Source organism: Serratia sp. CY83965, assembly GCF_052166375.1.
Taxonomy (GTDB): domain Bacteria; phylum Pseudomonadota; class Gammaproteobacteria; order Enterobacterales; family Enterobacteriaceae; genus Serratia; species Serratia marcescens.
In genome coordinates, this window is sequence record NZ_JBJNOV010000020.1 from 16,862 (window position 1) to 39,427 (window position 22,566).

At 60.7% G+C, this 22,566-nt stretch carries 18 protein-coding genes; 12 read left to right on the forward strand and 6 right to left on the reverse strand.

Annotated elements, in window-relative coordinates:
- Nucleotides 1-107 precede the first annotated feature (107 nt).
- Nucleotides 108-2,744 (forward strand): phosphoenolpyruvate carboxylase, encoded by a 2,637-nt coding sequence (gene ppc / locus ACJ8PL_RS24540; RefSeq protein ID WP_004931070.1) that lies wholly within the window; start codon nt 108-110, stop codon nt 2,742-2,744.
- A gap of 106 nt (nt 2,745-2,850) precedes the next feature.
- Here the strand turns inward: ppc and metF are convergent, their stop codons facing one another.
- The 3 genes from metF to metB all read right to left on the reverse strand — a co-directional run bounded on the left by metF (nt 2,851) and on the right by metB (nt 7,574).
- Entirely contained in the window at nt 2,851-3,747 is an 897-nt protein-coding gene (gene metF / locus ACJ8PL_RS24545) for a methylenetetrahydrofolate reductase (protein WP_004931071.1), read from the reverse strand.
- 228 nt (nt 3,748-3,975) lie between these two features.
- Nucleotides 3,976-6,411 (reverse strand): bifunctional aspartate kinase/homoserine dehydrogenase II, encoded by a 2,436-nt coding sequence (locus ACJ8PL_RS24550; RefSeq protein WP_097101200.1) that lies wholly within the window; start codon nt 6,409-6,411, stop codon nt 3,976-3,978.
- Nucleotides 6,412-6,413: 2 nt separating this feature from the next.
- Entirely contained in the window at nt 6,414-7,574 is a 1,161-nt protein-coding gene (gene metB / locus ACJ8PL_RS24555) for a cystathionine gamma-synthase (protein ID WP_116404155.1), read from the reverse strand.
- Nucleotides 7,575-7,878: 304 nt separating this feature from the next.
- On the opposite strand from metB, the gene metJ reads away from it, so the two are divergent.
- Nucleotides 7,879-8,196, forward strand: coding sequence for a met regulon transcriptional regulator MetJ (gene metJ, locus ACJ8PL_RS24560; protein ID WP_004931076.1), 318 nt, complete (start codon nt 7,879-7,881; stop codon nt 8,194-8,196).
- A 77-nt stretch (nt 8,197-8,273) separates the two neighbouring features.
- On the opposite strand, the gene rpmE is transcribed toward metJ, so the two are convergent.
- Nucleotides 8,274-8,489 carry a 50S ribosomal protein L31 gene (rpmE, locus tag ACJ8PL_RS24565; protein ID WP_004931078.1) on the reverse strand — a complete coding sequence of 72 codons (216 nt, stop codon included), beginning with the start codon at nt 8,487-8,489 and terminating at the stop codon, nt 8,274-8,276.
- A gap of 200 nt (nt 8,490-8,689) precedes the next feature.
- Between rpmE and priA the strand changes: the two genes are divergently transcribed.
- The 7 genes from priA to rraA all read left to right on the forward strand — a co-directional run bounded on the left by priA (nt 8,690) and on the right by rraA (nt 16,747).
- Nucleotides 8,690-10,885, forward strand: coding sequence for a primosomal protein N' (gene priA, locus ACJ8PL_RS24570; RefSeq protein WP_004931080.1), 2,196 nt, complete (start codon nt 8,690-8,692; stop codon nt 10,883-10,885).
- Between the two features lie 291 nt (nt 10,886-11,176).
- Nucleotides 11,177-12,205: a DNA-binding transcriptional regulator CytR gene (gene cytR, locus ACJ8PL_RS24575; protein WP_004931082.1), complete on the forward strand. Its 1,029-nt coding sequence runs from the start codon at nt 11,177-11,179 to the stop codon at nt 12,203-12,205.
- 65 nt (nt 12,206-12,270) lie between these two features.
- Nucleotides 12,271-13,206 carry a cell division protein FtsN gene (ftsN, locus tag ACJ8PL_RS24580; protein ID WP_028128088.1) on the forward strand — a complete coding sequence of 312 codons (936 nt, stop codon included), beginning with the start codon at nt 12,271-12,273 and terminating at the stop codon, nt 13,204-13,206.
- A gap of 102 nt (nt 13,207-13,308) precedes the next feature.
- Nucleotides 13,309-13,839 (forward strand): ATP-dependent protease subunit HslV, encoded by a 531-nt coding sequence (gene hslV / locus ACJ8PL_RS24585; protein WP_004931085.1) that lies wholly within the window; start codon nt 13,309-13,311, stop codon nt 13,837-13,839.
- A gap of 12 nt (nt 13,840-13,851) precedes the next feature.
- The gene (hslU, locus tag ACJ8PL_RS24590) at nt 13,852-15,186 is read left to right on the forward strand and encodes an HslU--HslV peptidase ATPase subunit (RefSeq protein ID WP_004931086.1); all 1,335 of its coding nucleotides are present in this window, start codon (nt 13,852-13,854) and stop codon (nt 15,184-15,186) included.
- A gap of 82 nt (nt 15,187-15,268) precedes the next feature.
- The gene (locus ACJ8PL_RS24595; protein ID WP_016929715.1) at nt 15,269-16,186 is read left to right on the forward strand and encodes a 1,4-dihydroxy-2-naphthoate polyprenyltransferase; all 918 of its coding nucleotides are present in this window, start codon (nt 15,269-15,271) and stop codon (nt 16,184-16,186) included.
- A 75-nt stretch (nt 16,187-16,261) separates the two neighbouring features.
- The gene (gene rraA, locus ACJ8PL_RS24600) at nt 16,262-16,747 is read left to right on the forward strand and encodes a ribonuclease E activity regulator RraA (protein WP_004931090.1); all 486 of its coding nucleotides are present in this window, start codon (nt 16,262-16,264) and stop codon (nt 16,745-16,747) included.
- A gap of 59 nt (nt 16,748-16,806) precedes the next feature.
- On the opposite strand, the gene zapB is transcribed toward rraA, so the two are convergent.
- Complete coding sequence (gene zapB, locus ACJ8PL_RS24605; RefSeq protein ID WP_004931092.1) at nt 16,807-17,046, reverse strand: septal ring assembly protein ZapB; 240 nt, start codon at nt 17,044-17,046, stop codon at nt 16,807-16,809.
- Nucleotides 17,047-17,570: 524 nt separating this feature from the next.
- Here zapB and ACJ8PL_RS24610 point away from each other — a divergent pair.
- The 3 genes from ACJ8PL_RS24610 to glpX all read left to right on the forward strand — a co-directional run bounded on the left by ACJ8PL_RS24610 (nt 17,571) and on the right by glpX (nt 21,107).
- On the forward strand, nt 17,571-18,416 hold the full coding sequence (locus ACJ8PL_RS24610; protein ID WP_015379417.1) for an MIP/aquaporin family protein: 846 nt from the start codon (nt 17,571-17,573) through the stop codon (nt 18,414-18,416).
- A 42-nt stretch (nt 18,417-18,458) separates the two neighbouring features.
- On the forward strand, nt 18,459-19,967 hold the full coding sequence (gene glpK, locus ACJ8PL_RS24615; RefSeq protein WP_004931097.1) for a glycerol kinase GlpK: 1,509 nt from the start codon (nt 18,459-18,461) through the stop codon (nt 19,965-19,967).
- A 129-nt stretch (nt 19,968-20,096) separates the two neighbouring features.
- Complete coding sequence (gene glpX / locus ACJ8PL_RS24620) at nt 20,097-21,107, forward strand: class II fructose-bisphosphatase (RefSeq protein ID WP_016929713.1); 1,011 nt, start codon at nt 20,097-20,099, stop codon at nt 21,105-21,107.
- Nucleotides 21,108-21,137: 30 nt separating this feature from the next.
- Here glpX and emrD read toward each other — a convergent pair whose 3' ends face one another.
- Entirely contained in the window at nt 21,138-22,322 is a 1,185-nt protein-coding gene (gene emrD, locus ACJ8PL_RS24625) for a multidrug efflux MFS transporter EmrD (protein WP_028128087.1), read from the reverse strand.
- Nucleotides 22,323-22,566: the final 244 nt, after the last annotated feature.

Sequence of the window (22,566 nt, forward strand, 5' to 3'; positions counted from 1 at the left end):
AATTGACGATTGGACAGGAACGCGATGTGATCAGGCAGGCGGTCTGCGCCTGACGCGTGAAATTTATTTACAAGATAAAAATCATACAGAACTGGGTCAGGGGTTATATGAACGAACAATATTCGGCAATGCGCAGTAATGTCAGTATGCTCGGCAAATTGCTCGGCGATACCATCAAAGAAGCGCTGGGTGAGCATATTCTCGATCGCGTTGAGACCATCCGTAAGCTTTCCAAATCCTCACGCGCCGGCAACGAAGCGCATCGCCAGGAGCTGCTCTCCACCCTGCAGAACTTGTCCAACGACGAGCTGCTGCCGGTGGCGCGCGCCTTCAGCCAGTTCCTCAACCTGACCAACGTCGCCGAGCAGTACCACAGCATTTCGCCCAACGGCGAGGCCGCCAGCAACCCGGAAGCGCTGGCTCAACTGTTCAGCCGTCTCAAAGACAAAAAGCTCAGCGACAAAGAGCTGCAGCACGCGGTATCGCAACTCTCCATCGAGCTGGTGCTGACGGCGCACCCGACGGAGATCACCCGCCGCACCCTGATCCACAAGCTGGTGGAGGTCAACACCTGCCTCAGCCAGCTCGATCACAACGATCTGGCCGACTACGAGCGCAACAAGATCATGCGCCGCCTGCGTCAGCTGGTGGCCCAGTCGTGGCACACCGATGAAATTCGCAAACACCGCCCTTCCCCGATCGACGAAGCCAAATGGGGCTTTGCGGTGGTGGAAAACAGCCTGTGGGAAGGCGTGCCGGCGTTCCTGCGCGAATTCAACGAACAGCTGGAAAACTCCATCGATTACAGCCTGCCGGTGGAAGCGGTGCCGGTGCGCTTTACCTCCTGGATGGGCGGCGATCGTGACGGCAACCCGAACGTGACCGCCGAAATTACCCGCCATGTGCTGCTGCTCAGCCGCTGGAAAGCCTGCGACCTGTTCACCCGCGATATCCAGGTGCTGGTCTCTGAGCTGTCGATGACCGAATGCACCCCGGAGCTGCGCGCCCGCGCCGGCGGCGATGAGGTGCAGGAACCGTACCGCGAAATCATGAAGCAGCTGCGCAGCCAGCTAATGAGTTCCCAGGCTTATCTTGAAGGCCGCCTGAAGGGCGAGCGCGTGCTGAAACCGCACGACCTGCTGGTGAACAACGAGCAGCTGTGGGAGCCGCTGTATGCCTGCTACCAGTCGCTGCAGGCCTGCGGCATGGGCATCATCGCCAACGGTCAACTGCTGGATACCCTGCGCCGCGTGCGCTGCTTCGGCGTGCCGCTGGTGCGCATCGACGTGCGTCAGGAGAGCACCCGCCATACCGAAGCCATCGCCGAGCTGACCCGCTATCTGGGGCTGGGCGACTATGAAAGCTGGTCGGAAGCCGATAAACAGGCGTTCCTGATCCGCGAGCTGAACTCCAAACGCCCGCTGGTGCCGCTGAAATGGCAACCGAGCGCCGACACGCAGGAAGTGCTGGAAACCTGCCGGGTGATCGCCGAAGCGCCGCAGGGCTCGATCGCCGCCTATGTGATTTCGATGGCGCGCACGCCTTCCGACGTGCTGGCGGTGCACCTGCTGCTGAAAGAGGCCGGCTGCCCGTTCGCGCTGCCGGTCGCCCCGCTGTTCGAAACCCTCGACGACCTGAACAACGCCGACGACGTGATGACCCAGTTGCTGAACATCGACTGGTATCGCGGCTTCATCCAGGGCAAACAGATGGTGATGATCGGCTATTCCGACTCGGCGAAAGACGCCGGCGTGATGGCCGCTTCCTGGGCGCAGTACCGCGCGCAGGACGCGCTGATCAAAACCTGTGAAAAGGCCGGCGTGGCGCTGACGCTGTTCCACGGCCGCGGCGGTTCCATCGGCCGCGGCGGCGCTCCGGCGCATGCGGCGCTGCTGTCGCAGCCGCCGGGCAGCCTGAAGGGCGGCCTGCGCGTCACCGAACAGGGCGAGATGATCCGCTTCAAGTTCGGCCTGCCGGAAGTCACCATCAGCAGCCTGGCGCTGTATGCCGGCGCGATCCTCGAGGCCAACCTGCTGCCGCCGCCGGAACCGAAGAAAGAATGGCGGGCGCTGATGGACGACCTGTCCGAGACCTCCTGCCGGATGTATCGCGGCTACGTGCGTGAAAACCCGGACTTCGTGCCTTACTTCCGCGCGGCCACGCCGGAGCTGGAGCTGGGCAAACTGCCGCTGGGCTCACGCCCGGCCAAGCGCAAGCCGAACGGCGGCGTGGAGAGCCTGCGCGCCATTCCGTGGATTTTCGCCTGGACGCAGAACCGCCTGATGCTGCCGGCCTGGCTCGGCGCCGGCGCCGGATTGCAGGAAGCGGTGAAAGCCGGCAAACAGGCGGAGCTGGAGGCGATGTGCCGCGACTGGCCATTCTTCTCCACCCGTATCGCCATGCTGGAAATGGTGTTCGCCAAGGCCGACCTGTGGCTGGCGGAATACTACGATCAGCGCCTGGTGGATAAATCGCTGTGGCCGCTGGGCCAACAGCTGCGCGATCAGCTGGAAAGCGACATCAAGGTGGTGCTGACCATCGCCAACGATGCGCACCTGATGGAAGACCTGCCGTGGATCGCCGAATCCATCGCGCTGCGCAACGTTTATACCGACCCGTTGAACGTCTTGCAGGCCGAATTGCTGCACCGTTCGCGCCAGCAGGAGCAGCCGGACGCCCGCGTCGAGCAGGCGTTGATGGTCACCATCGCCGGCGTCGCCGCCGGGATGCGCAACACTGGCTAGTGAGCCTCATCGCGGCCCCGTTTATCGGGGCCGTTTTTTTATGCCTTTCCCCCACAAAAAAAGGGCGCCGCGGTAAAGCGGCGCCCTTTTCAATGGAGCAAGCCTGTCAGGCGGCGGCCACCGGGCGCACGCCCAGCGTGTGGCAGATCGCGTAGCTCATCTCTGCACGGTTCAGCGTATAGAAGTGGAAATCTTTCACCCCTTCGCGGCTGAGGATCTTCACCATGTCCATGGCGATATTGGCGCCGACCATTTTGCGGGTCTCCGCATCGTCGTCCAGCCCTTCAAACATGCTGGTCATCCAGCTTGGCACCCGCACGTTGGTCATGGTGGCGAAGCGCTGCAGCTGCTTGAAGTTGGACACCGGCAGAATGCCCGGCACGATTTCCACGTCGATGCCGGCGGCAACGCAGCGGTCGCGGAAGCGCAGGTAGCTCTCAACGTCGAAGAAGAACTGGGTGATGGCGCGACTGGCCCCGGCGTCGATCTTGCGTTTCAGGTTAATCAAATCGGCCTGGGCGCTCTTCGCCTCCGGGTGCACTTCCGGATAGGCGGCGACGGAAATGTCGAAGTCGCCCACGTCTTTCAACAGCGCCACCAGATCGGTCGCGTACATGTCCGGCTTGCCGCCGCCCGGCGGCAGATCGCCGCGCAGCGCCACGATATGGCGGATGCCGCTGTTCCAGTAGTCGGTCGCGATGTCGCGCAACTGCGCCGGGCTGGCGTCGATGCAGGTCAGGTGCGGCGCCGCCTCCAGGCCGGTGCGCTCCTTGATCCCCTTGATGATGCTGTGGGTGCGATCGCGCTCGCCGGAGTTGGCGCCGTAGGTGACGGAAACGAATTTAGGTTTGAGGATGCTCAGACGATCGATCGACTGCCACAGGGTCTCTTCCATCTCGCTGGTGCGTGGCGGGAAGAACTCGAATGATACGTTAATCTGGCCGTTCAACTCCGCCAGACTCTGATTCAGCGCTTCCCGCTGGTTTGCGTGGAAAAAACTCATACCCTGCTCACCTCTTCTCGATCACTGTTTTTATTTCATCTTGATGAGCGTCTATACGTTTAGACGTCTAGATAGAAAATGCCGCATGTTGGCTAAAGAGTCAACAGGAAAATGAGGGGAATAAGATGATTAATCCTCACCCGCTCAAAGAGGAAACTTCATGACAGCGGCAGGGATAAGTATGGCAGGAAAAGCAAAGGGGCGCGGTGAACCCGCGCCCGCAGAGGATTAAAGCAGCTGCGCCAATCGGTTAAGGTCTGACTGGATCGCGCCGGCGGTCACATCGCGGCCGGCGCCCGGCCCGCGGATCACCAGCGGATTATCGCGATACCAGCGGCTCTCGATGGCGAACACGTTGTCGCACGGCAGCAGCGAGGCCAGAGGATGCTCAGGGCGCACTGCCTCCACGCCGACCCGCGCCTTGCCGTTGGCGTCGAAACGCGCCACGTGACGCAGCACCAGGCCCATTTCGCTGGCGGCCTCAAAGCGCTGTTGCATCTGCTGATTCAGCGCCTCGCCGTTCTCGAAGAACTGATCGACGGAGCCCAGTTCGCAGCCCGCCGGCACCAGTGACTCGACCCGCACCTGGTTCGGTTCGATGTCGTAGCCCGCCTCACGCGCCAGGATCACCAGCTTGCGCATCACGTCCTGGCCGGAGAGATCGACCCGCGGATCCGGTTCGGTGAGCCCCTGCTGCCAGGCCTGATCCACCAGCTCGGTAAACGGCACCGTGCCGTCATACTGCAAGAACAGCCAGGAGAGCGTGCCGGAGAAGATGCCGCTGATCGCCAGAATGCTGTCGCCGCTGTCGCGCAGATCGCGCACCGTGTGGTTGACCGGCAGGCCGGCGCCGACGGTGGCGTTGTACAGCCAGTGGCGGCCGGTTTTGGCGAAGGCGTCGCGAATTTGGCGATAGCTGTCGCTGCACGAGGCCCCCGCCAACTTGTTGGCGCTGATCACGTGGAAACCGTGGCTGGCGAAATCCAGATACTGCCCGGCCAGCTCTTCGCTGGCGGTCACGTCAAGCACCACCAGATCGTCGAACGGGTGCGCGCGCATCCACAGGAACAGCGATTCTTCGTCCAGCGCCTGCGCCTCATCCTCAAAGAACGCCAGCGCGCGGCTGGCATCCAGCCCGTCGTAGTTCAGCAGGCTGCGGCGGCTGTCCACCACCCCCGCCAGGATGAATTCGAAGCCGCTGCGCGCGGAAATATGGGTCTGCTCGCGGGCGAACAGCTCCAGCCAGCGGGAGCCGATGTTACCCTTGCCGAACAACACCAGGCCGATGCGCTTCTCGGCACGGAACAGGCTTTGGTGCAGCCCCTGGATCAGCAGCGCGGTCGGCCCCTGGCGCAATACCGCCACCAGGCTGATGCCATCTTCCGCCTGCCAGATAAACTCGACCGGCTGATCTTTCAACTGCTGATAGAAACGGTGGCTGTGCAGCGGATTCTTGCATACCCCGGCGCCGACCATCGCCACCAGCGCCAACCCTTCGCGCAGGCGCAGCTCGCCTGGCAGCGCCGCGGCCTGCAGCGTCACCAGCGCGCTGTTGACCACCTCGGAGGTGTAGCACAGCTGCACCCGATTGCGGTCAGGGTGGATGCCCACCGCCAGCGGTTTGATCTGCGCACGCTTGAGCACCAGATCCAACTCTTTCTGCGCCAGTTTGAAGTCATGCTGAGCGGCGACGTGCAGTTCAATCAGGCACACATCATCGTGGCTGGTGACAATCTTGGCGCCGGTGCCGGACGCCAATACGCGCTCGATGCGCGTCGAGCCCTGCTCCGGCTGATAGCTGCAGCGCAGCTGAAGATCGATATCGCTGCCGGAGACCGGCTGCAGAGTACGGGTGTGCAACACCGGCGCCGCCAGACGCGCCAGCTCGCTGGCTTCGTCCAGACGCAGCAGCGGCAGCAGGCAGGCGTCTTTCACCTTGCGCGGATCGGCGCTGTATACCCCGGCCACGTCGCTCCAGATGGTGACGCGAGCAGCGCCGGCCAACGCGCCGACCTGAGTGGCGGAGTAGTCGCTGCCGTTACGCCCCAACAGCACGGTTTCCCCGGCGTCATTGCGCGAAATGAACCCGGTCACCACCAGGCGTTTGCCCGGGTGTTGGGCCATCAATTGCTGTAGCAATGGGTAAGAACGGCCTTCATCCACCTGCGGCTGCGCGGCGCGCTCGGCGCGCAGGAAATCACGCGCGTCCAGCCAGGCCGCCTGCATATCCAGGTGGTTGAGCACCGCCGCCATCAGGCGCGCCGACCAGATCTCGCCGTGCCCGACCACTTCGGCATAGCACACGTCGTCGACGTTGCCGTCCAGCAGCGCCGCCAGACGTTCCAGATCCTGAATGAACTCGGCGATCAGCGGCTCGGCGCTTTCCGGCGGCAACAGGCCGCTGATAAGATCGCTGTGATAGCGACGCAACGTCTGCTGCACCTGGTGCGCAGACAGACGATCGCTCTGGCTGAGCTTCAGCCAGTTGATCAACTGGTTGGTGGTACTGCCGGCGGCCGATACCACCATCATGTCGCCCGGCTGGCTGTATTCCGCCATAATCCCGGCCACACGCAGATAACACTTCACATCCGCCAGACTGCTGCCGCCAAACTTGTGCAGTTGACGCCCGCTCACCGGCCCTGCTACAGCAATTGCATTCATGCTTACCTCGTTGCCGCCGCCTGGAAAGCGCGTTCCAGATCGGCAATCAAATCTTCACTGTCTTCAATACCCACGGAAATGCGCAGCAGGCTCTCGGAGATGCCGGCCGCTGCCCGCGCCTCCGCCGCCATGCCGGCGTGAGTCATGGTCGCTGCATGCGAGATCAGGCTTTCTACGCCGCCCAACGATTCTGCCAGAGTAAACAGCTCAAGGGCAGAGAGAAAACGGCGCAGCACCGCTTCATCGCCGTCCAGTTCAAAACTCAGCATCGCGCCGAAACCGCGCTGCTGACGGCGGGCGATCTCATGCCCCGGATTCTCCGGCAGGGAGGGATGATACAGCTTTTTCACCAGCGGTTGCTGCTGTAAATAGTCAACAATCGCTTCAGCATTTTGTTGCGCCGCCTTGATGCGCGGCGACAGCGTGCGCATGCCGCGCAGCAACAGATAACTGTCGAACGCGCCGCCGGTCACGCCAATGTTGTTCGCCCACCAGGCCAGCTCGACCGCCAGCTCGGGATCTTTGGCAATCACCGCCCCGGCCACCACGTCCGAATGCCCGTTCAGGTATTTGGTGCAAGAATGGACCACCATATCGGCACCGAGTTCGATCGGCTGTTGCAGGGCCGGGCTGAGGAAGGTGTTGTCCACCACCGTCAACGCGCCCGCCGCATGCGCGGCAGCGCAGATCGCCGCGATGTCCACCACCCGCAGCAGCGGATTGCTGGGGCTTTCTATCAGCACCAGCTTCGGCTTTTGCGCCAGCGCCTGCTGCAGGGCTTCTTCATTACCCTGATCGACGAACAGCACGCGATAGGCGCCGCGCTTGCTCAGGCTGTCGAACAGCCGATAGCTGCCGCCGTAGCAGTCGTGCGGCGCCACCAGCAGATCGCCGGGCTTCAACAACACGGTGGTCACCAGATGGATCGCCGACATCCCGCTGCCGGTCATCACCGCGCCGGCGCCGCCTTCCAGCTCAGCCAACGCGCGCTGCACCACGTCGCGCGTCGGGTTGCCGCGTCGCGAGTAGTCATGGGCTCGGGGTTGGTTGAAGTCGGTAAAGTTATAGGTGCTGGAAAGATGAATCGGCGGGACAACGCAGCCGTACTGTTCGTCGTCGTTCAGGCCGCTGCGTACGGCAATCGTGGCTGGTTTACGCGTCATGGGCTCGCTCGGCTCTCGGTTCGGTGGATGAGGCCTAAAGAGTAATCGCAGGATTGATAGACGTCAATACATCTGGACATCTAAACTTCTTTGCGTATAGATTGAGCAATGACACAATACCCGCTAAAATTATGCCGATATGACATGACGATAAGATGTTAAGCGGCAATGCCTGGCCGAAGCGGGGCATTCAGTGACCCTGGTCGCGTAAAATTGACATTTATTTAGTGAGAACAGTGAAGATCGGGCATAATTGGCCGGTTTTTAGAATTTTGTAATTTTTCTGACAAAGTTAAGGTGTCCCATGGCTGAGTGGAACGGCGAGTATGTCAGCCCTTACGCTGAACACGGTAAAAAAAGCGAGCAAGTCAAAAAGATCACGGTATCCATTCCGCTGAAGGTCCTGAAAATCCTCACCGACGAACGGACCCGTCGCCAGGTGAACAACCTGCGCCACGCCACCAACAGCGAACTTCTGTGCGAAGCGTTTCTGCATGCCTTTACCGGCCAGCCGCTGCCGAACGATGAAGACCTGCGCAAAGAGCGCAGCGATGAAATCCCGGAAGCCGCAAAAGCGTTGATGCGCGAACTGGGTGTCGATCCCGATACCTGGGAATATTGAGAACCGCCCGGCGAACGCCGGCGGCAGAAAAGAAAAAAGGCGCCCAGGGCGCCTTTTTCATCGGTCGATAAGAAATCTTATTTCTTAGCGCCTGGTACGCTGAAACGCTTGTTGAAGCGGTCAACGCGGCCACCGGTAGCAACGTCACGCTGCTTGCCAGTGTAGAACGGGTGGCATGCGCCACAAACGTCCAGGTTCAGATCGTGGCCCACGGTGGAGCGGATCTTCATCACGTTACCGCAAGAGCAGTTAGCAGTAACTTCTTCGTATTTTGGGTGGATACCTTGTTTCATGGGAAACCTCAGTTAAGGCCGTGTCGCTATCCAGCCCTGTTTCGCCAGACACCACACGTGGTTGATAATAGAATTTTGGTATCGAATTATACCAAAGGCGGCAAATTATACAGCATTAGTCGGGGCGCGCAATCGGAACCGTACATTTGCCGATGCGCCGTGTAAACTGATGCCCACTTTTTTTCAATTTGGATGAGATCATGCCCGTCGTACACGTTGCTTTGCCGGTCCCCCTCGCCCGCACCTTCGACTATCTGCTGCCGCCCGGCATGCAGCCGGTGGCCGGCGCGCGCGTGGGCGTGCCCTGGGGCAGGCAGCATGCAATCGGCATCGTCACCGGCTGCAGCGACACCAGCGAACTGCCGCTGGACAAGCTCAAGCCGATCGACAGCGTGATCGACACCGAGTCGCTGTTCTCTCCCAGCCTGTGGCGCATCCTGCGCTGGGCCAGCGATTACTATCACTATCCCATCGGTGAAGTGCTGTTCCATGCGCTGCCGATCCTGCTGCGCCAAGGCAAACCGGCCGAGGCCGCGCCGCTGTGGCAGTGGTTCGCCACCGAAGAGGGGCGCGCCACCCCGCCCGAAAGCCTGAAACGCGCGCCGAAACAGCAGCAGGCGCTGGCGGCGCTGCTGCAACGCCCGGTCTATCGCCATCAGGTCAGCCAGCTTGAGCTGACGGAAAGCGCTCTGCAGGCGCTGCGCGCCAAAGGGCTGATCGACCTGCGCGCTCAGGTCGCGGCCACGCAGGACTGGCGCCCCAACTTCGCGGTGCTGGGCGAGCGGCTGCGACTGAATACCGAACAGGCCACCGCCGTCGGGGCGATCAGAAGCGAGGATGAGCAGTTTGCCGCCTGGCTGCTGGCCGGGGTCACCGGCTCCGGCAAGACCGAGGTGTATCTCAGCGTGCTGGAGAACGTGTTGGCCAAAGGCCGGCAGGCGCTGGTGCTGGTGCCGGAAATCGGCCTGACGCCGCAAACCATCGCCCGCTTTCGCGAGCGCTTCAACGCGCCGGTGGACGTGCTGCACTCCGGGCTGAACGACAGCGAACGGCTGGCGGTTTGGCTGCGCGCGCGCAGCGGCGAAGCCGCCATCGTCATCGGCACCCGCTCGGCGCTGTTCACGCCGTTCCGGCAGTTGGGCGTAATCATCATCGACGAAGAGCACGACAGCTCTTATAAACAGCAGGAAGGCTGGCGCTACCATGCCCGCGATCTGGCGGTGTTCCGCGCCCGGGAAGAAGACATCCCGATGGTGATGGGCTCCGCCACGCCGGCACTGGAAACGCTGCACAACGTGCAACTGGGCAAATATCGCCAGTTGAAGCTCACCCAGCGCGCGGGCAACGCCAAACCGGCGGCGCAGCATCTGATCGATCTGAAAGGGCTGCCGCTGAAGGTCGGCCTGTCGCAACCGCTTTTGAAAAGCATGCAGCACCATTTAAAAGCCGGCAACCAGGTGATGCTGTTCCTCAACCGCCGCGGTTACGCTCCGGCGCTGCTGTGCCACGAGTGCGGTTGGATCGCCGAGTGCCAGCGCTGCGATCACTACTACACCTTCCACCAGCATCAGCGCCAGCTGCGCTGCCACCACTGCGACAGCCAGCGACCGGTGCCGCACCAGTGTCCGCAGTGCGGCTCCACCCACCTGGTATCGGTCGGCGTCGGCACCGAACAGCTGGAACAGGAGCTGGCGCCGCTGTTCCCCGACACGCCGATCACCCGCATCGATCGCGACACCACCAGCCGCAAAGGGGCGCTGGAGCAACACCTGGCGGATATTCATCGCGGCGAAGCGCGCATTCTGATCGGCACGCAGATGCTCGCCAAAGGCCACCATTTTCCCGACGTCACGCTGGTGGCGTTGCTGGACGTGGACGGCGCGTTGTTCTCCGCCGACTTCCGCTCCGCCGAGCGTTTCGCTCAGCTGTATACCCAGGTCTCCGGCCGGGCGGGCCGCGCGGGCAAACAGGGTGAAGTGCTGCTGCAAACCCACCATCCGGAGCACCCGCTGCTGCAGGTGCTGCTGCAACAGGGTTACGACGCCTTCGCCAAACAAACGCTGGCGGAGCGCAACAGCGTGTTTCTGCCGCCCTACACCAGCCACATCATCGTGCGCGCCGAAGATCACGACAACCAGCAGGCCCCGTTGTTCTTGCAGCAGCTGCGCAATCTGTTGGAAGCCAGCCCGCTGAAGGACGACTCGCTGTGGGTGATGGGCCCGGTGCCGGCGCTGCAATCAAAACGCGGCGGCCGTTTCCGCTGGCAGCTGCTGCTGCAGCACCCGACGCGGCGCGTCCTGCAACAGCTGATGAAAAGCTCGCTGCCGCTGATCGGCACCCTGCCGCAAACGCGCAAGGTGAAATGGACGCTGGATGTCGATCCGATCGACAGCTGATCCCGGAAAAGTCCGATTTAGCTGCCGCAGTGCAAACGTTTACCCTTGAAATTGCGAGCGAACGCTAAAAAACCTTCTCAGGTCACATTTTTTATGCAAATTAGGTAACAAAGGCGGGGCGTATTCTGTTTAGAATGTCTGCGAGGGCAAATTTTGTCGCCACATCGCAGCGCGACGGAGTGCCCGAACGCGAGTGGCGCTCAATGACAACAATCCCGCCACCGCATGCCGGACATTGTGAGCAAACAGCAGTAGTGGCGTCGGCATGGGGCTGACGCAAGGAGAAAGGCGTTGGAACACAAGAAAGAGTTATCCATGGCGACCATGAAAGACGTCGCCGAAATGGCGGGCGTTTCAACGGCTACCGTATCGCGTGCGCTGATGAACCCGGAAAAGGTGTCAACGCCAACGCGCCAGAAAGTGGAACAGGCCGTGCTGGCCGTGGGTTATTCTCCTCATGCTCTGTCACGCAATATCAAACGCAACGAATCCCGCACCATCCTGGTGATCGTGCCCGACATCTGCGATCCGTTTTTCGCCGATGTGATCCAGGGGATCGAACAGACCGCGGCCCAACAAGGTTATCTGGTGCTGATCGGCGACTGCGCGCAGCAAAATCAGCAAGAGCGCACCTTCGTCAATCTGATCATCACCAAACAGATCGACGGCATGCTGCTGCTGGGCTCCAACCTGCCGTTTGACGCCAGCAAGGAAGAGCAGCGCAACCTGCCGCCGATGGTGATGGCCAACGAGTTTGCCCCCGAGCTGGAACTGCCGACGGTGCACATCGATAACCTGACCGCCGCCTTTGAAGCCGTGCATTATTTGCATCAATTGGGCCACCGGCAGATCGCCTGCGTCGCCGGGCCGGAACAGATGCCGCTGAGCCATTATCGGCTGCAGGGTTACGTTCAAGCGCTACGTCGTAATGGCATTACCGTCGAAAGCAGCTATATTACCCGGGGTGATTTTACCTACGAAGCCGGCGCGCAAGCGCTGACGGCGCTGATGGCTCAGCCGAAACCGCCGACGGCGGTGTTCTGCCACAGCGACGTCATGGCGATCGGCGTGCTGTCCCAGGCGAAGAAAATGGGGCTGCGGGTACCGCAGGATCTGTCGATCGTCGGCTTTGACGACCTCAAGCTGGCGCAGTATTGCGATCCGCCGCTGACCACGGTGGCGCAGCCGCGTTTCCAGATAGGCCAACAGGCGATGTTATTGCTGTTGGAGCAGTTGAACGGCCAGACGGTGGCCAGCGGCTCCCGGCTATTGGACAGTGAATTGATTATCAGAGGCAGCACCGCTGCCCCGAAACGCTAGTCAAATATTTTAGGGTTCAGTAACATGACGGACTTATCCTCTCATCAGGACACAGCGGAATAATAGTGGCACAAAAAGACTATGTAAGCCGTGGGCGCGCAGCAGGAGCTAAGCGTAAAACCCCCAGCCGTAAAAAACGCAGTTCTCCGAAGGTTTCCAAAACCGTGCTGGCGTTAGCCGCCGCGTTGCTGGTTGTCTTTGTCGGTGGCCTCTATTTCATTACGCACAACAAGCCGGAAGACGCGCCGTTGTTGCCTGCGCACACCACGCGCCCAGGCAACGGCCTGCCGCCGAAGCCGGAAGAGCGTTGGCGCTACATCAAAGAGCTGGAAAACCGGCAGATCGGCGTGCAAACCCCGACCGAACCGACGGCCGGCGGCGAGCTCAATTCCAAAACTCAGTTGACCGCCGAACAGCGGCAGTTGCTGGAACAAATGCAGGCCGACATGCAGCAGCGCCCGACGCAGTTGAACGAAGTGCCGTATAACGATCCGGGCCAGGCCAACGCGCGCAGCAACCGCCAGCAGCAACAGATGCAACAACAGCAAATGCAGCAGCAGCCGGTACAGCAACAGCAGCAGGTTACCCAGGCGCCGCGCAACCCATTCAACAACGGGGCCGCCACCGCGCCGGTGCAGCAGCACCAGCAGCCGAAGCCGGTCACCCCACCGCCGGTGCAGGTGAAACAGCCTGAGCCGAAGCCGCAACCGAAGCCGGAGCCGAAACCGGAAGTGAAACAGGACACGGCCAAGCAGGACACCAAGCCGGAATCGAAACAGAAGTGGATGGTGCAATGCGGTTCGTTCCGCGCCACCGATCAGGCTGAATCCGTGCGCGCGCGCCTGGCGTTCGAAGGCATCGAGAGCCGCATCACCGCCGGCGGCGGCTGGAATCGCGTGGTGCTCGGCCCCTACAGCAGCCGCGCCGCAGCGGATAAAACCCTTTCACGCCTGAAGGGCGTCGGCATGTCGAGTTGCATTCCCCTCTCCGTTGGGGGTTGAAAAGCGTCAATCCCCCCCCATCTATACTCTCAATATGCCTCGTAGCGTCTGCGAAAGCAGGCGCTGCGGGGACTTCTTTCCGTCTTTAACGAGGGTCTGCTCGTGACAACAATTGTAAGCGTACGCCGCAACGGCCAGGTCGTCATCGGTGGTGATGGCCAGGCAACCCTGGGTAATACGGTGATGAAGGGTAACGTCAAGAAAGTGCGTCGCCTGTATAACGACAAAGTGATCGCCGGTTTCGCCGGTGGCACCGCTGACGCCTTCACGCTGTTTGAACTGTTTGAACGCAAACTGGAAATGCATCAGGGCCACCTGGTGAAAGCCGCCGTCGAACTGGCGAAAGACTGGCGCACCGACCGCATGCTGCGCAAGCTCGAAGCGCTGCTGGCGGTCGCCGATGAAACCGCCTCGCTGATCATCACCGGCAACGGCGATGTGGTGCAGCCGGAAAACGATCTGATCGCCATCGGCTCCGGCGGCCCGTACGCCCAGGCCGCCGCCCGCGCCATGTTGGAAAATACCGAGCTGAGCGCCCGCGACATCGTTGAGAAATCCCTCAACATCGCCGGCGACATCTGTATTTACACCAACCATTTCCACACCATTGAAGAATTGCCTTCCAAAGCGTAAGGATCGAATACCATGTCTGAAATGACCCCGCGCGAGATCGTCAGCGAACTGGACAGCTATATCATTGGCCAAAACAAGGCCAAACGCGCTGTCGCCATTGCCCTGCGCAACCGCTGGCGCCGGATGCAGCTCAACGAGATGCTGCGTCACGAAGTGACCCCGAAAAACATTCTGATGATCGGCCCGACCGGCGTCGGTAAAACCGAAATCGCCCGTCGTCTGGCGAAGCTGGCCAACGCGCCGTTCATCAAGGTTGAAGCCACCAAGTTCACCGAAGTGGGCTATGTGGGCAAAGAAGTGGACTCCATCATCCGCGATCTGACCGATGCCGCCATCAAAATGGTGCGCATGCAGTCGATCGAGAAAAACCGCACCCGCGCCGAAGAGTTGGCCGAAGAGCGCATTCTCGACGTGCTGATCCCGCCGGCCAAGAACAACTGGGGCCAGCCGGAAGAAAATCAGGAACCGTCCGCCGCCCGCCAGGCATTCCGCAAGAAACTGCGCGAAGGCCAACTGGATGACAAAGAGATCGAAATCGATCTGGCCGCCGCGCCGATGGGCGTGGAAATCATGGCACCTCCGGGCATGGAAGAGATGACCAACCAGCTGCAGTCGATGTTCCAGAACCTCGGCGGCCAAAAGCAAAAACCACGCAAGCTGAAGATCAAAGAAGCCTTCAAGCTGCTGGTGGAAGAAGAAGCCGCCAAGCTGGTAAACCCGGAAGAACTGAAAGAGCAGGCGATCGAAGCGGTTGAGCAGCACGGCATCGTGTTTATCGATGAGATCGACAAAATCTGTAAGCGCGGCGGCCAAAGCTCCGGCCCGGACGTTTCCCGCGAAGGCGTACAGCGCGATCTGCTGCCGCTGGTGGAAGGCTGCACCGTGTCCACCAAGCACGGTATGGTGAAGACCGACCACATCCTGTTCATCGCCTCCGGCGCGTTCCAGACCGCCAATCCGTCGGATCTGATCCCGGAACTGCAGGGCCGTCTGCCGATCCGCGTTGAGCTGCAGGCGCTGACCACCGAAGATTTCGAGCGCATCCTGACCGAGCCGAGCGCGTCGCTGACCGAACAGTACAAAGCGCTGATGGGCACCGAAGGCGTCAATATCGAGTTCACCGCCGACGGCATCCGCCGCATCGCCGAAGCCGCGTGGCAGGTCAACGAAAGCACCGAGAACATCGGCGCGCGTCGTCTGCACACCGTGCTGGAGCGTCTGATGGAAGATATTTCCTACGATGCGAGTGAAATTAATGGCCAATCCATTACAATTGATGCGGATTACGTGCGCAGTCATCTGGATGAACTGGTGGCGGATGAAGATTTGAGTCGTTTTATCCTATAATCGCTCAATCATTGTCTTGTCAGTCATCTGTGTGGGAGGCATTGCCTCCCACTATTATTTCTAACGGACACAGAAGCGAAACATGAGCTCATCAACCCCCACCACCCCGATCTCCGCCTGGCTGGAAAGTCTACGTCCCCGCACCCTGCCGCTGGCCTTTGCCTCCATTGTGGTCGGCTCGGCAATCGCCGCCTGGCACGGCAGCCTGAAACCTGAAGTGGCGCTGCTGGCGCTGTTGACCGCCGGCCTGCTGCAGATCCTCTCCAACCTGGCGAACGACTACGGCGATGCGGTCAAAGGCAGCGACAAAGAAGATCGCATCGGGCCATTGCGCGGCATGCAGAAAGGCATGATCACCCAGGCGCAGATGAAACGGGCACTGGTGGTGACGGTAGTGCTGATCGCCCTCGCCGGCTGTTCGCTGATCGCCGTCGCCTGCGAGCAACCCAGCGACGTGGTGGGCTTTCTGGTGCTGGGCGGGCTGTCTATCGTGGCGGCCATCACCTACACCGTCGGCAACAAGCCCTACGGATATTTGGGGTTGGGCGACATCTCGGTACTGGTGTTCTTCGGCTGGCTGAGCGTGGCCGGCACCTACTATCTGCAAACGCACACCTTCGACAGCGTGGTGATGCTGCCTGCCACCGCCTGCGGCCTGCTGGCGACGGCGGTGCTCAACATCAACAATCTGCGCGATATCGAGAGCGATCGCGAAAACGGCAAGAACACGCTGGCGGTGCGTCTCGGCCCGCACAAGGCGCGCATTTACCATGCCCTGCTGCTCGGCGGCGCAGTGCTGTGTTTCGCGCTGTTTACGCTGTTCAACCTGCACAGCCCGTGGGGTTGGCTGTTCGTGTTGGCGATCCCGCTGCTGACGCGCCACGGCCTGCGCGTGCTGCGCGATCCGACGCCGGTCGGCATGCGGCCGATGCTGGAACACATGGTCAAAGCGGCGTTGCTGGCCAACCTGCTGTTCGCCATCGGCGTGGCGCTCAGTTAAAAACTGATGATTTTGCCAACAGGGCGAATAAAGGGATATACTGAACATTCCAGCGGCAAACAGACGTAAAATCCTATGAAATACGATACTTCCGAACTTTGCGACATCTATCATGAAGAGGTGAACGTTGTTGAACCTCTGTTCTCCAATTTTGGCGGGCGTACTTCATTTGGCGGGCAGATCACCACGGTGAAATGCTTCGAGGATAACGGCCTGTTGTTCGATCTGCTTGAAGAAAACGGCCGCGGCCGCGTGCTGTTGGTCGACGGCGGCGGTTCGGTACGCCGGGCGCTGATCAACGCCGAACTGGCGCGCTTGGCCGCCCAGAACGAATGGGAAGGCATCGTGGTGTACGGCGCGGTGCGCCAGGTGGACGATCTGGAAGAACTCGACATCGGCATTCAGGCGATGGCGGCGATCCCGGCGGGTGCCGTGAGCGAAGGCGTGGGCGAAAGCGATATCCGCGTCAACTTCGGTGGCGTCACCTTCTTCTCCGGCGACCACCTGTATGCCGACAACACCGGTATCATCCTCTCCGAGGACCCGCTCGACATCGAGTGATTTCCGGTCATGAAAAAGGGCGCCTGAGGCGCCCTTTTCGTTGCTGCATGGCGTGAGGATCAGACCTCTTCCATTTTGCCCAGCAGCGCGCGCAGGCGATCTTGCCATACGTGCTGTTCTTCTTTCAGCTGTTGGTTTTCGCGCACCAACGCTTCGTGGTTGCCGGAGGCAGCCTGAACTTCCTGCGACAGAGAGTTGTTTTTGTCTTTCAGCTCTTCAATTTCCATCTGCAACAAGGTGATGGTATCAATCGCCTGCTGTACTTTTGCTTCCAGTTTCTCAAATACTTCAAATGACATGCTTCAGTCCCCTCATGATAGCAAGGCGTACATCTATAAGTAGCGGCCGCAACATCGGCTGCAGCTACTGCGAATATTGCATCGCGCTCAGTGACGCGCGCCGTTACGAAAGGCGCGCCGGTCTCGATTCGTTAAAAACGATTGTAAGTAGCCAGTCTCCGCCTGTCTAGCAACATACCGGATCATCGCGCAGTCTGTTGCAATTTTCCTGCTCCCGCCATCAGCAAAAACTGAAAATCCCCATCGCCGCCGCCGCGAGTTGTTAACAACCCTCAGCAAACCACTGGTCAGATCACACTTTTATGGCTCAGAAAGAACACTAAACGACGCGAAATCGCTCAATTTTATGACGCGCCACACACATTTTGATTTCGCTATTTCTCGTTTATGTTCGTTAACGATAAATTTACATCACGTCCTTATTCAATAATTGGACGAGATGAAAAAAACTGTGCCCATAGGCCAGATCTCTACCCAACTGAGCCTATAAACCAACAACCGCCGTTTTGCAGGACAACAACATTATGAGCCAAACCACCAGTCCGACATTAAAAGGCCAGTGCATCGCCGAGTTCCTCGGCACGGCGCTGCTGATCTTCTTTGGCGTAGGCTGCGTTGCCGCGCTGAAACTGGCGGGCGCCAGCTTCGGCCAGTGGGAAATCAGCATCATTTGGGGCCTGGGCGTCGCCATGGCCATCTATCTGACCGCCGCCATTTCCGGTGCGCATCTCAACCCGGCGGTCACCCTCGCACTGTGGCTGTTCGCCTGCTTCGACGGGCGCAAAGTGGTGCCTTACATCATTGCGCAGGTCGCCGGCGCCTTCTGCGCAGCGGCCCTGGTCTATGGGCTGTACTACAACCTGTTCTTCGACTTCGAAGCGGCCCACCACATGGTGCGCGGCAGCAACGAAAGCCTCGAACTGGCCGGCATCTTCTCGACTTACCCTAACGCACACATCTCCGTCGGTCAGGCCTTCCTGGTAGAAATGGTGATCGCTGCAATCCTGATGTGCCTGATCCTGGCGCTGACCGACGACGGCAACGGCATTCCGCGCGGCCCGCTGGCGCCGCTGCTGATCGGTATTCTGATTGCCGTGATCGGCGCCTCCATGGGACCATTGACCGGCTTTGCGTTGAACCCGGCGCGTGACTTCGGGCCGAAACTGTTCGCCTACCTGGCCGGCTGGGGCAAAGTCGCCTTCACCGGCGCACGTGATATCCCGTACTTCCTGGTGCCGATCTTCGCCCCTATCGTCGGCTGTGGCCTGGGCGCTTTCGGTTACCGCGCGCTGATTGGCCGCCACCTGCCGTGCGACGTTTGCGTGACGGAGGAAGAGCCCGACGCCAAGACCCAGCAGCGTAAAGCATGATGGGTGCAGTTTTAAACGGTTAACAACAGCAGGATAATTACCATGACTGTAGAAAAAAAATACATTGTCGCACTCGACCAAGGGACCACCAGCTCACGCGCCGTCGTGCTCGATCACGACGCCAACATCGTTGCGGTATCGCAGCGCGAATTCCCGCAGATCTATCCAAAGGCCGGCTGGGTTGAGCACGACCCGATGGAGATCTGGGCGTCGCAAAGTTCGACGCTGGTAGAAGTGCTGGCGAAAGCCGACATCAATTCCGATCAGATCGCCGGCATCGGCATCACCAACCAGCGCGAAACCACCATCGTCTGGGAAAAAGAGACCGGCAAGCCGATTTACAACGCCATCGTTTGGCAGTGCCGCCGCACCGCCGACATCTGCGAGAAGCTCAAGCGCGACGGCCTGGAAGAGTACATCCGTCACAACACCGGCCTGGTGGTTGACCCGTACTTCTCCGGCACCAAGGTGAAATGGATCCTGGACAACGTCGAAGGCGCCCGCGAGCGCGCCAAACGCGGCGAACTGCTGTTCGGCACCGTCGACACCTGGCTGGTGTGGAAGATGACCCAGGGCCGCGTACACGTCACCGATTACACTAACGCCTCACGCACCATGATGTTCAACATCCACGAGCTGGACTGGGACGAACGCATGCTGGAAGTGCTGGACATTCCGCGCGCCATGCTGCCGAAAGTCCGTCCTTCCTCCGAGGTATACGGCCAGACCAACATCGGCGGCAAGGGCGGCACGCGTATTCCTATCGCCGGTATCGCCGGTGACCAGCAGGCGGCGCTGTACGGCCAGCTGTGCGTTCAACCGGGCATGGCGAAGAACACCTACGGCACCGGCTGCTTCCTGCTGATGAACACCGGCAAAGAAGCGGTACGGTCGAAAAACGGTCTGCTGACCACCATCGCCTGCGGCCCGCGCGGTGAAGTGAACTATGCGCTGGAAGGCGCGGTGTTCATCGGCGGCGCGTCTATCCAGTGGCTGCGCGACGAGCTGAAACTGATCAGCGACGCCGCCGACTCCGAATACTTCGCCACCAAGGTGAAAGACAGCAACGGCGTCTATGTGGTGCCGGCCTTCACCGGCCTGGGTGCGCCTTACTGGGATCCGTATGCTCGCGGCGCCATTTTCGGCCTGACCCGCGGCGCCAACAGCAACCACATCATCCGCGCCACACTGGAATCCATCGCCTTCCAGACCCGTGACGTGCTGGACGCCATGCAGGCCGACGCCAACACCCGCCTGCAATCGCTGCGCGTGGACGGCGGCGCGGTCGCCAACAACTTCCTGATGCAGTTCCAATCCGATATTCTCGGCACCCGCGTAGAACGCCCTGAAGTGCGTGAATCGACGGCGCTGGGCGCGGCGTTCCTGGCGGGCCTGGCCATCGGCTACTGGAACGATCTGGATGAAGTGAAGAGCAAAGCGGTGGTTGAGCGTGAATTCCGCCCAAGCATCGAAACCACCGAACGCAACTACCGCTACAGCGGCTGGAAAAAAGCGGTGGCTCGCGCTCAGGCATGGGAAGATCACGAGTAATCCCGAAGTTGCCGTTTCGCCAACAAGCGCTGCCTGCGGGCGGCGCTTTTTTTTTGCCCCGCCCTGCCGCCACCGCGCTGTGATAGACTTTGTCGATATTTTCTTCCCTTTCTCACAGACAGGTTTGCCATGAAACGTGAATTAGCCATCGAATTCTCCCGCGTTACCGAAGCCGCCGCGCTGGCGGGCTACAAATGGCTGGGGCGCGGCGACAAGAACGCCGCCGACGGCGCGGCGGTCCACGCCATGCGCATCATGCTCAACAAAGTGGATATCGATGGGCGCATTGTGATCGGCGAAGGCGAGATCGACGAAGCGCCGATGTTATATATCGGCGAGCAGGTCGGTACTGGCCAAGGCGACGCGGTCGACATCGCGGTCGATCCGATCGAAGGCACCCGCATGACCGCCATGGGCCAGTCCAACGCGCTGGCGGTATTGGCGGTGGGCGATCGCGGCACCTTCCTGCACGCGCCGGACATGTACATGGAGAAGCTGGTAGTCGGCCCGGCGGCGCGCGGCGCCATCGATCTCAACCGGCCGCTGGCGGAGAACCTGCAGAACGTCGCCGAACGACTGGGCAAACCGCTGTCGCAGCTGACGGTGATCGTATTGGCCAAACCGCGCCACGACGGCGTCATCGCGCAGATGCAACAGTTGGGCGTGCGAGTATTCGCCATTCCTGACGGCGACGTGGCGGCCTCCATTCTCACCTGCATGCCCGAAAGCGAGGTCGATGTGATGTACGGCATCGGCGGCGCGCCAGAAGGGGTGATCTCAGCCGCGGTGATCCGCGCGTTGGACGGCGACATGCAGGCGCGTTTGCTGCCGCGTCATGAGGTGAAAGGCGACAGCGCCGAAAACCGCCGCATCGGCGAACAAGAGTTGGCCCGCTGCCGGGAGATGGGTATCGAAGCCGGCCAGGCGCTGCGTCTGGATCAGATGGCGCGCAACGACAACGTGATCTTCTCCGCCACCGGCATCACCAAGGGCGATTTGCTGGAAGGCATCAGCCGCCAGGGCAACATGGCCACCACCGAAACGTTGCTGATCCGCGGCAAGTCGCGCACCATCCGCCGTATCCGTTCGACCCACTATCTGGATCGCAAAGACCCGGCGCTGCACGAGTTTCTGCTGTAACGAAACAGGGCGCCGAATGGCGCCCTGTCGTTATGCGGTATGTCCTTGATGCTGCATACGATTGGACAGCGGCCACCAGCACAGCAGGATCAGCAGCGCCATCGCGAACATCAGCAAGCCGAGGCTGAACTGCCCGGTTTGCGGCAGCATGGCGGAAAGCCAGGTCGCCAGACCGGACCCCATGTTCTGCATGCCGCCTACCAATGCGCCCGCCGCGCCGGCCAGGTAAGGGAACGGCTCCATCGCCCCGGTGGTCGCCAGCGGGAACAGCATGCCGGCGCCGAAGAAGAACAATGCGGCCGGCACGATCAGCGTCCAGATGTTCATCACGCCGAACCAGCCCGGGATCCACATCATCGCCCCCGCCAGCAGGCAGCTAATCACCGAATGCCACATCAGCGTGTGGAAGGTCTTGCCGTCGCGCCCGGCGTACCAGGCGCCGAAAAACGCCGCCGGGATCGGCAGAATGAACAGGATGCTGACGGTCAGCCCACTCAGTCCCAACACGCCGCCCATCAACACGCCGCAGCTGGCCTCGAATACCGCAATCCCCGCCAGCGCGCCGATCAGCATCACCAGATAGCAGCTGAAGGTGCTGTCACCCAGCAGCTGGCGGAAACTGGCCAGCATGCGACGTTTTTCCGTTTGCACCGGACGGGTTTCCGGTAGCCAGCGGAACATGGCGAAGGCGACGCAGGCGCACAGCCCCAGCAGGAAGGCGTAGCAGGCGCGCCAGCCGAACACCATCGCCAATGCGCCGCCGATCACCGGCGCCAGCAGCGGGCTGACCAAAATCCCCATGTTCAACAGGCTGTTGGCGTAGCGCAGTGCGGTGCCGGCATACAGATCGCGCGGCATGGTGCGCGCCATCACGCCCGCCACGCCGGTGCCCATGCCCTGAATCGCGCTGGCGGCAACCAGCATCGTCAGGTTGGTGGACAGCAGTGCGCCCAGCGCACCGACCAGGAAGATCATCATGCCGGTCAGGATCACCGGGCGACGCCCGATACGATCCGATATCGGCCCGTAAATCAGCTGGGAGAAACCGTAGGTCAGCAGATACGCCGCCATCACCCGTTGCACAGCGCCGGTGCGAACCGACAGATCGTGGGCGATATCAGCAATCACGGGAACATAAATGGTTTGCGCCATCTGGCCGACGGCGACCAACAGGATAAGCATCACCAGCAGGTGAAAATTCTCTAGTTTTCTCATTATCTTCGTTAACGTTTCAACTCGTCACAGCGTCCCGGTATGGCCGTTGCAGCAGCCAGAACGGCGAGCAGCCCTCTATGGCGGCATAAGCTAATCAAATCTGATTTTTTTAGCGAGTTTCAGACAAATATTGATCCAGGTCACACTGGCAGCAAACCCAACCAGGCTCGTAAATTAAACTGTACGTCTAACGCTTTGGGGGTAAAAATTAGCGCGTTTGCAGTAGCTGCGCTTTAGCATTTAA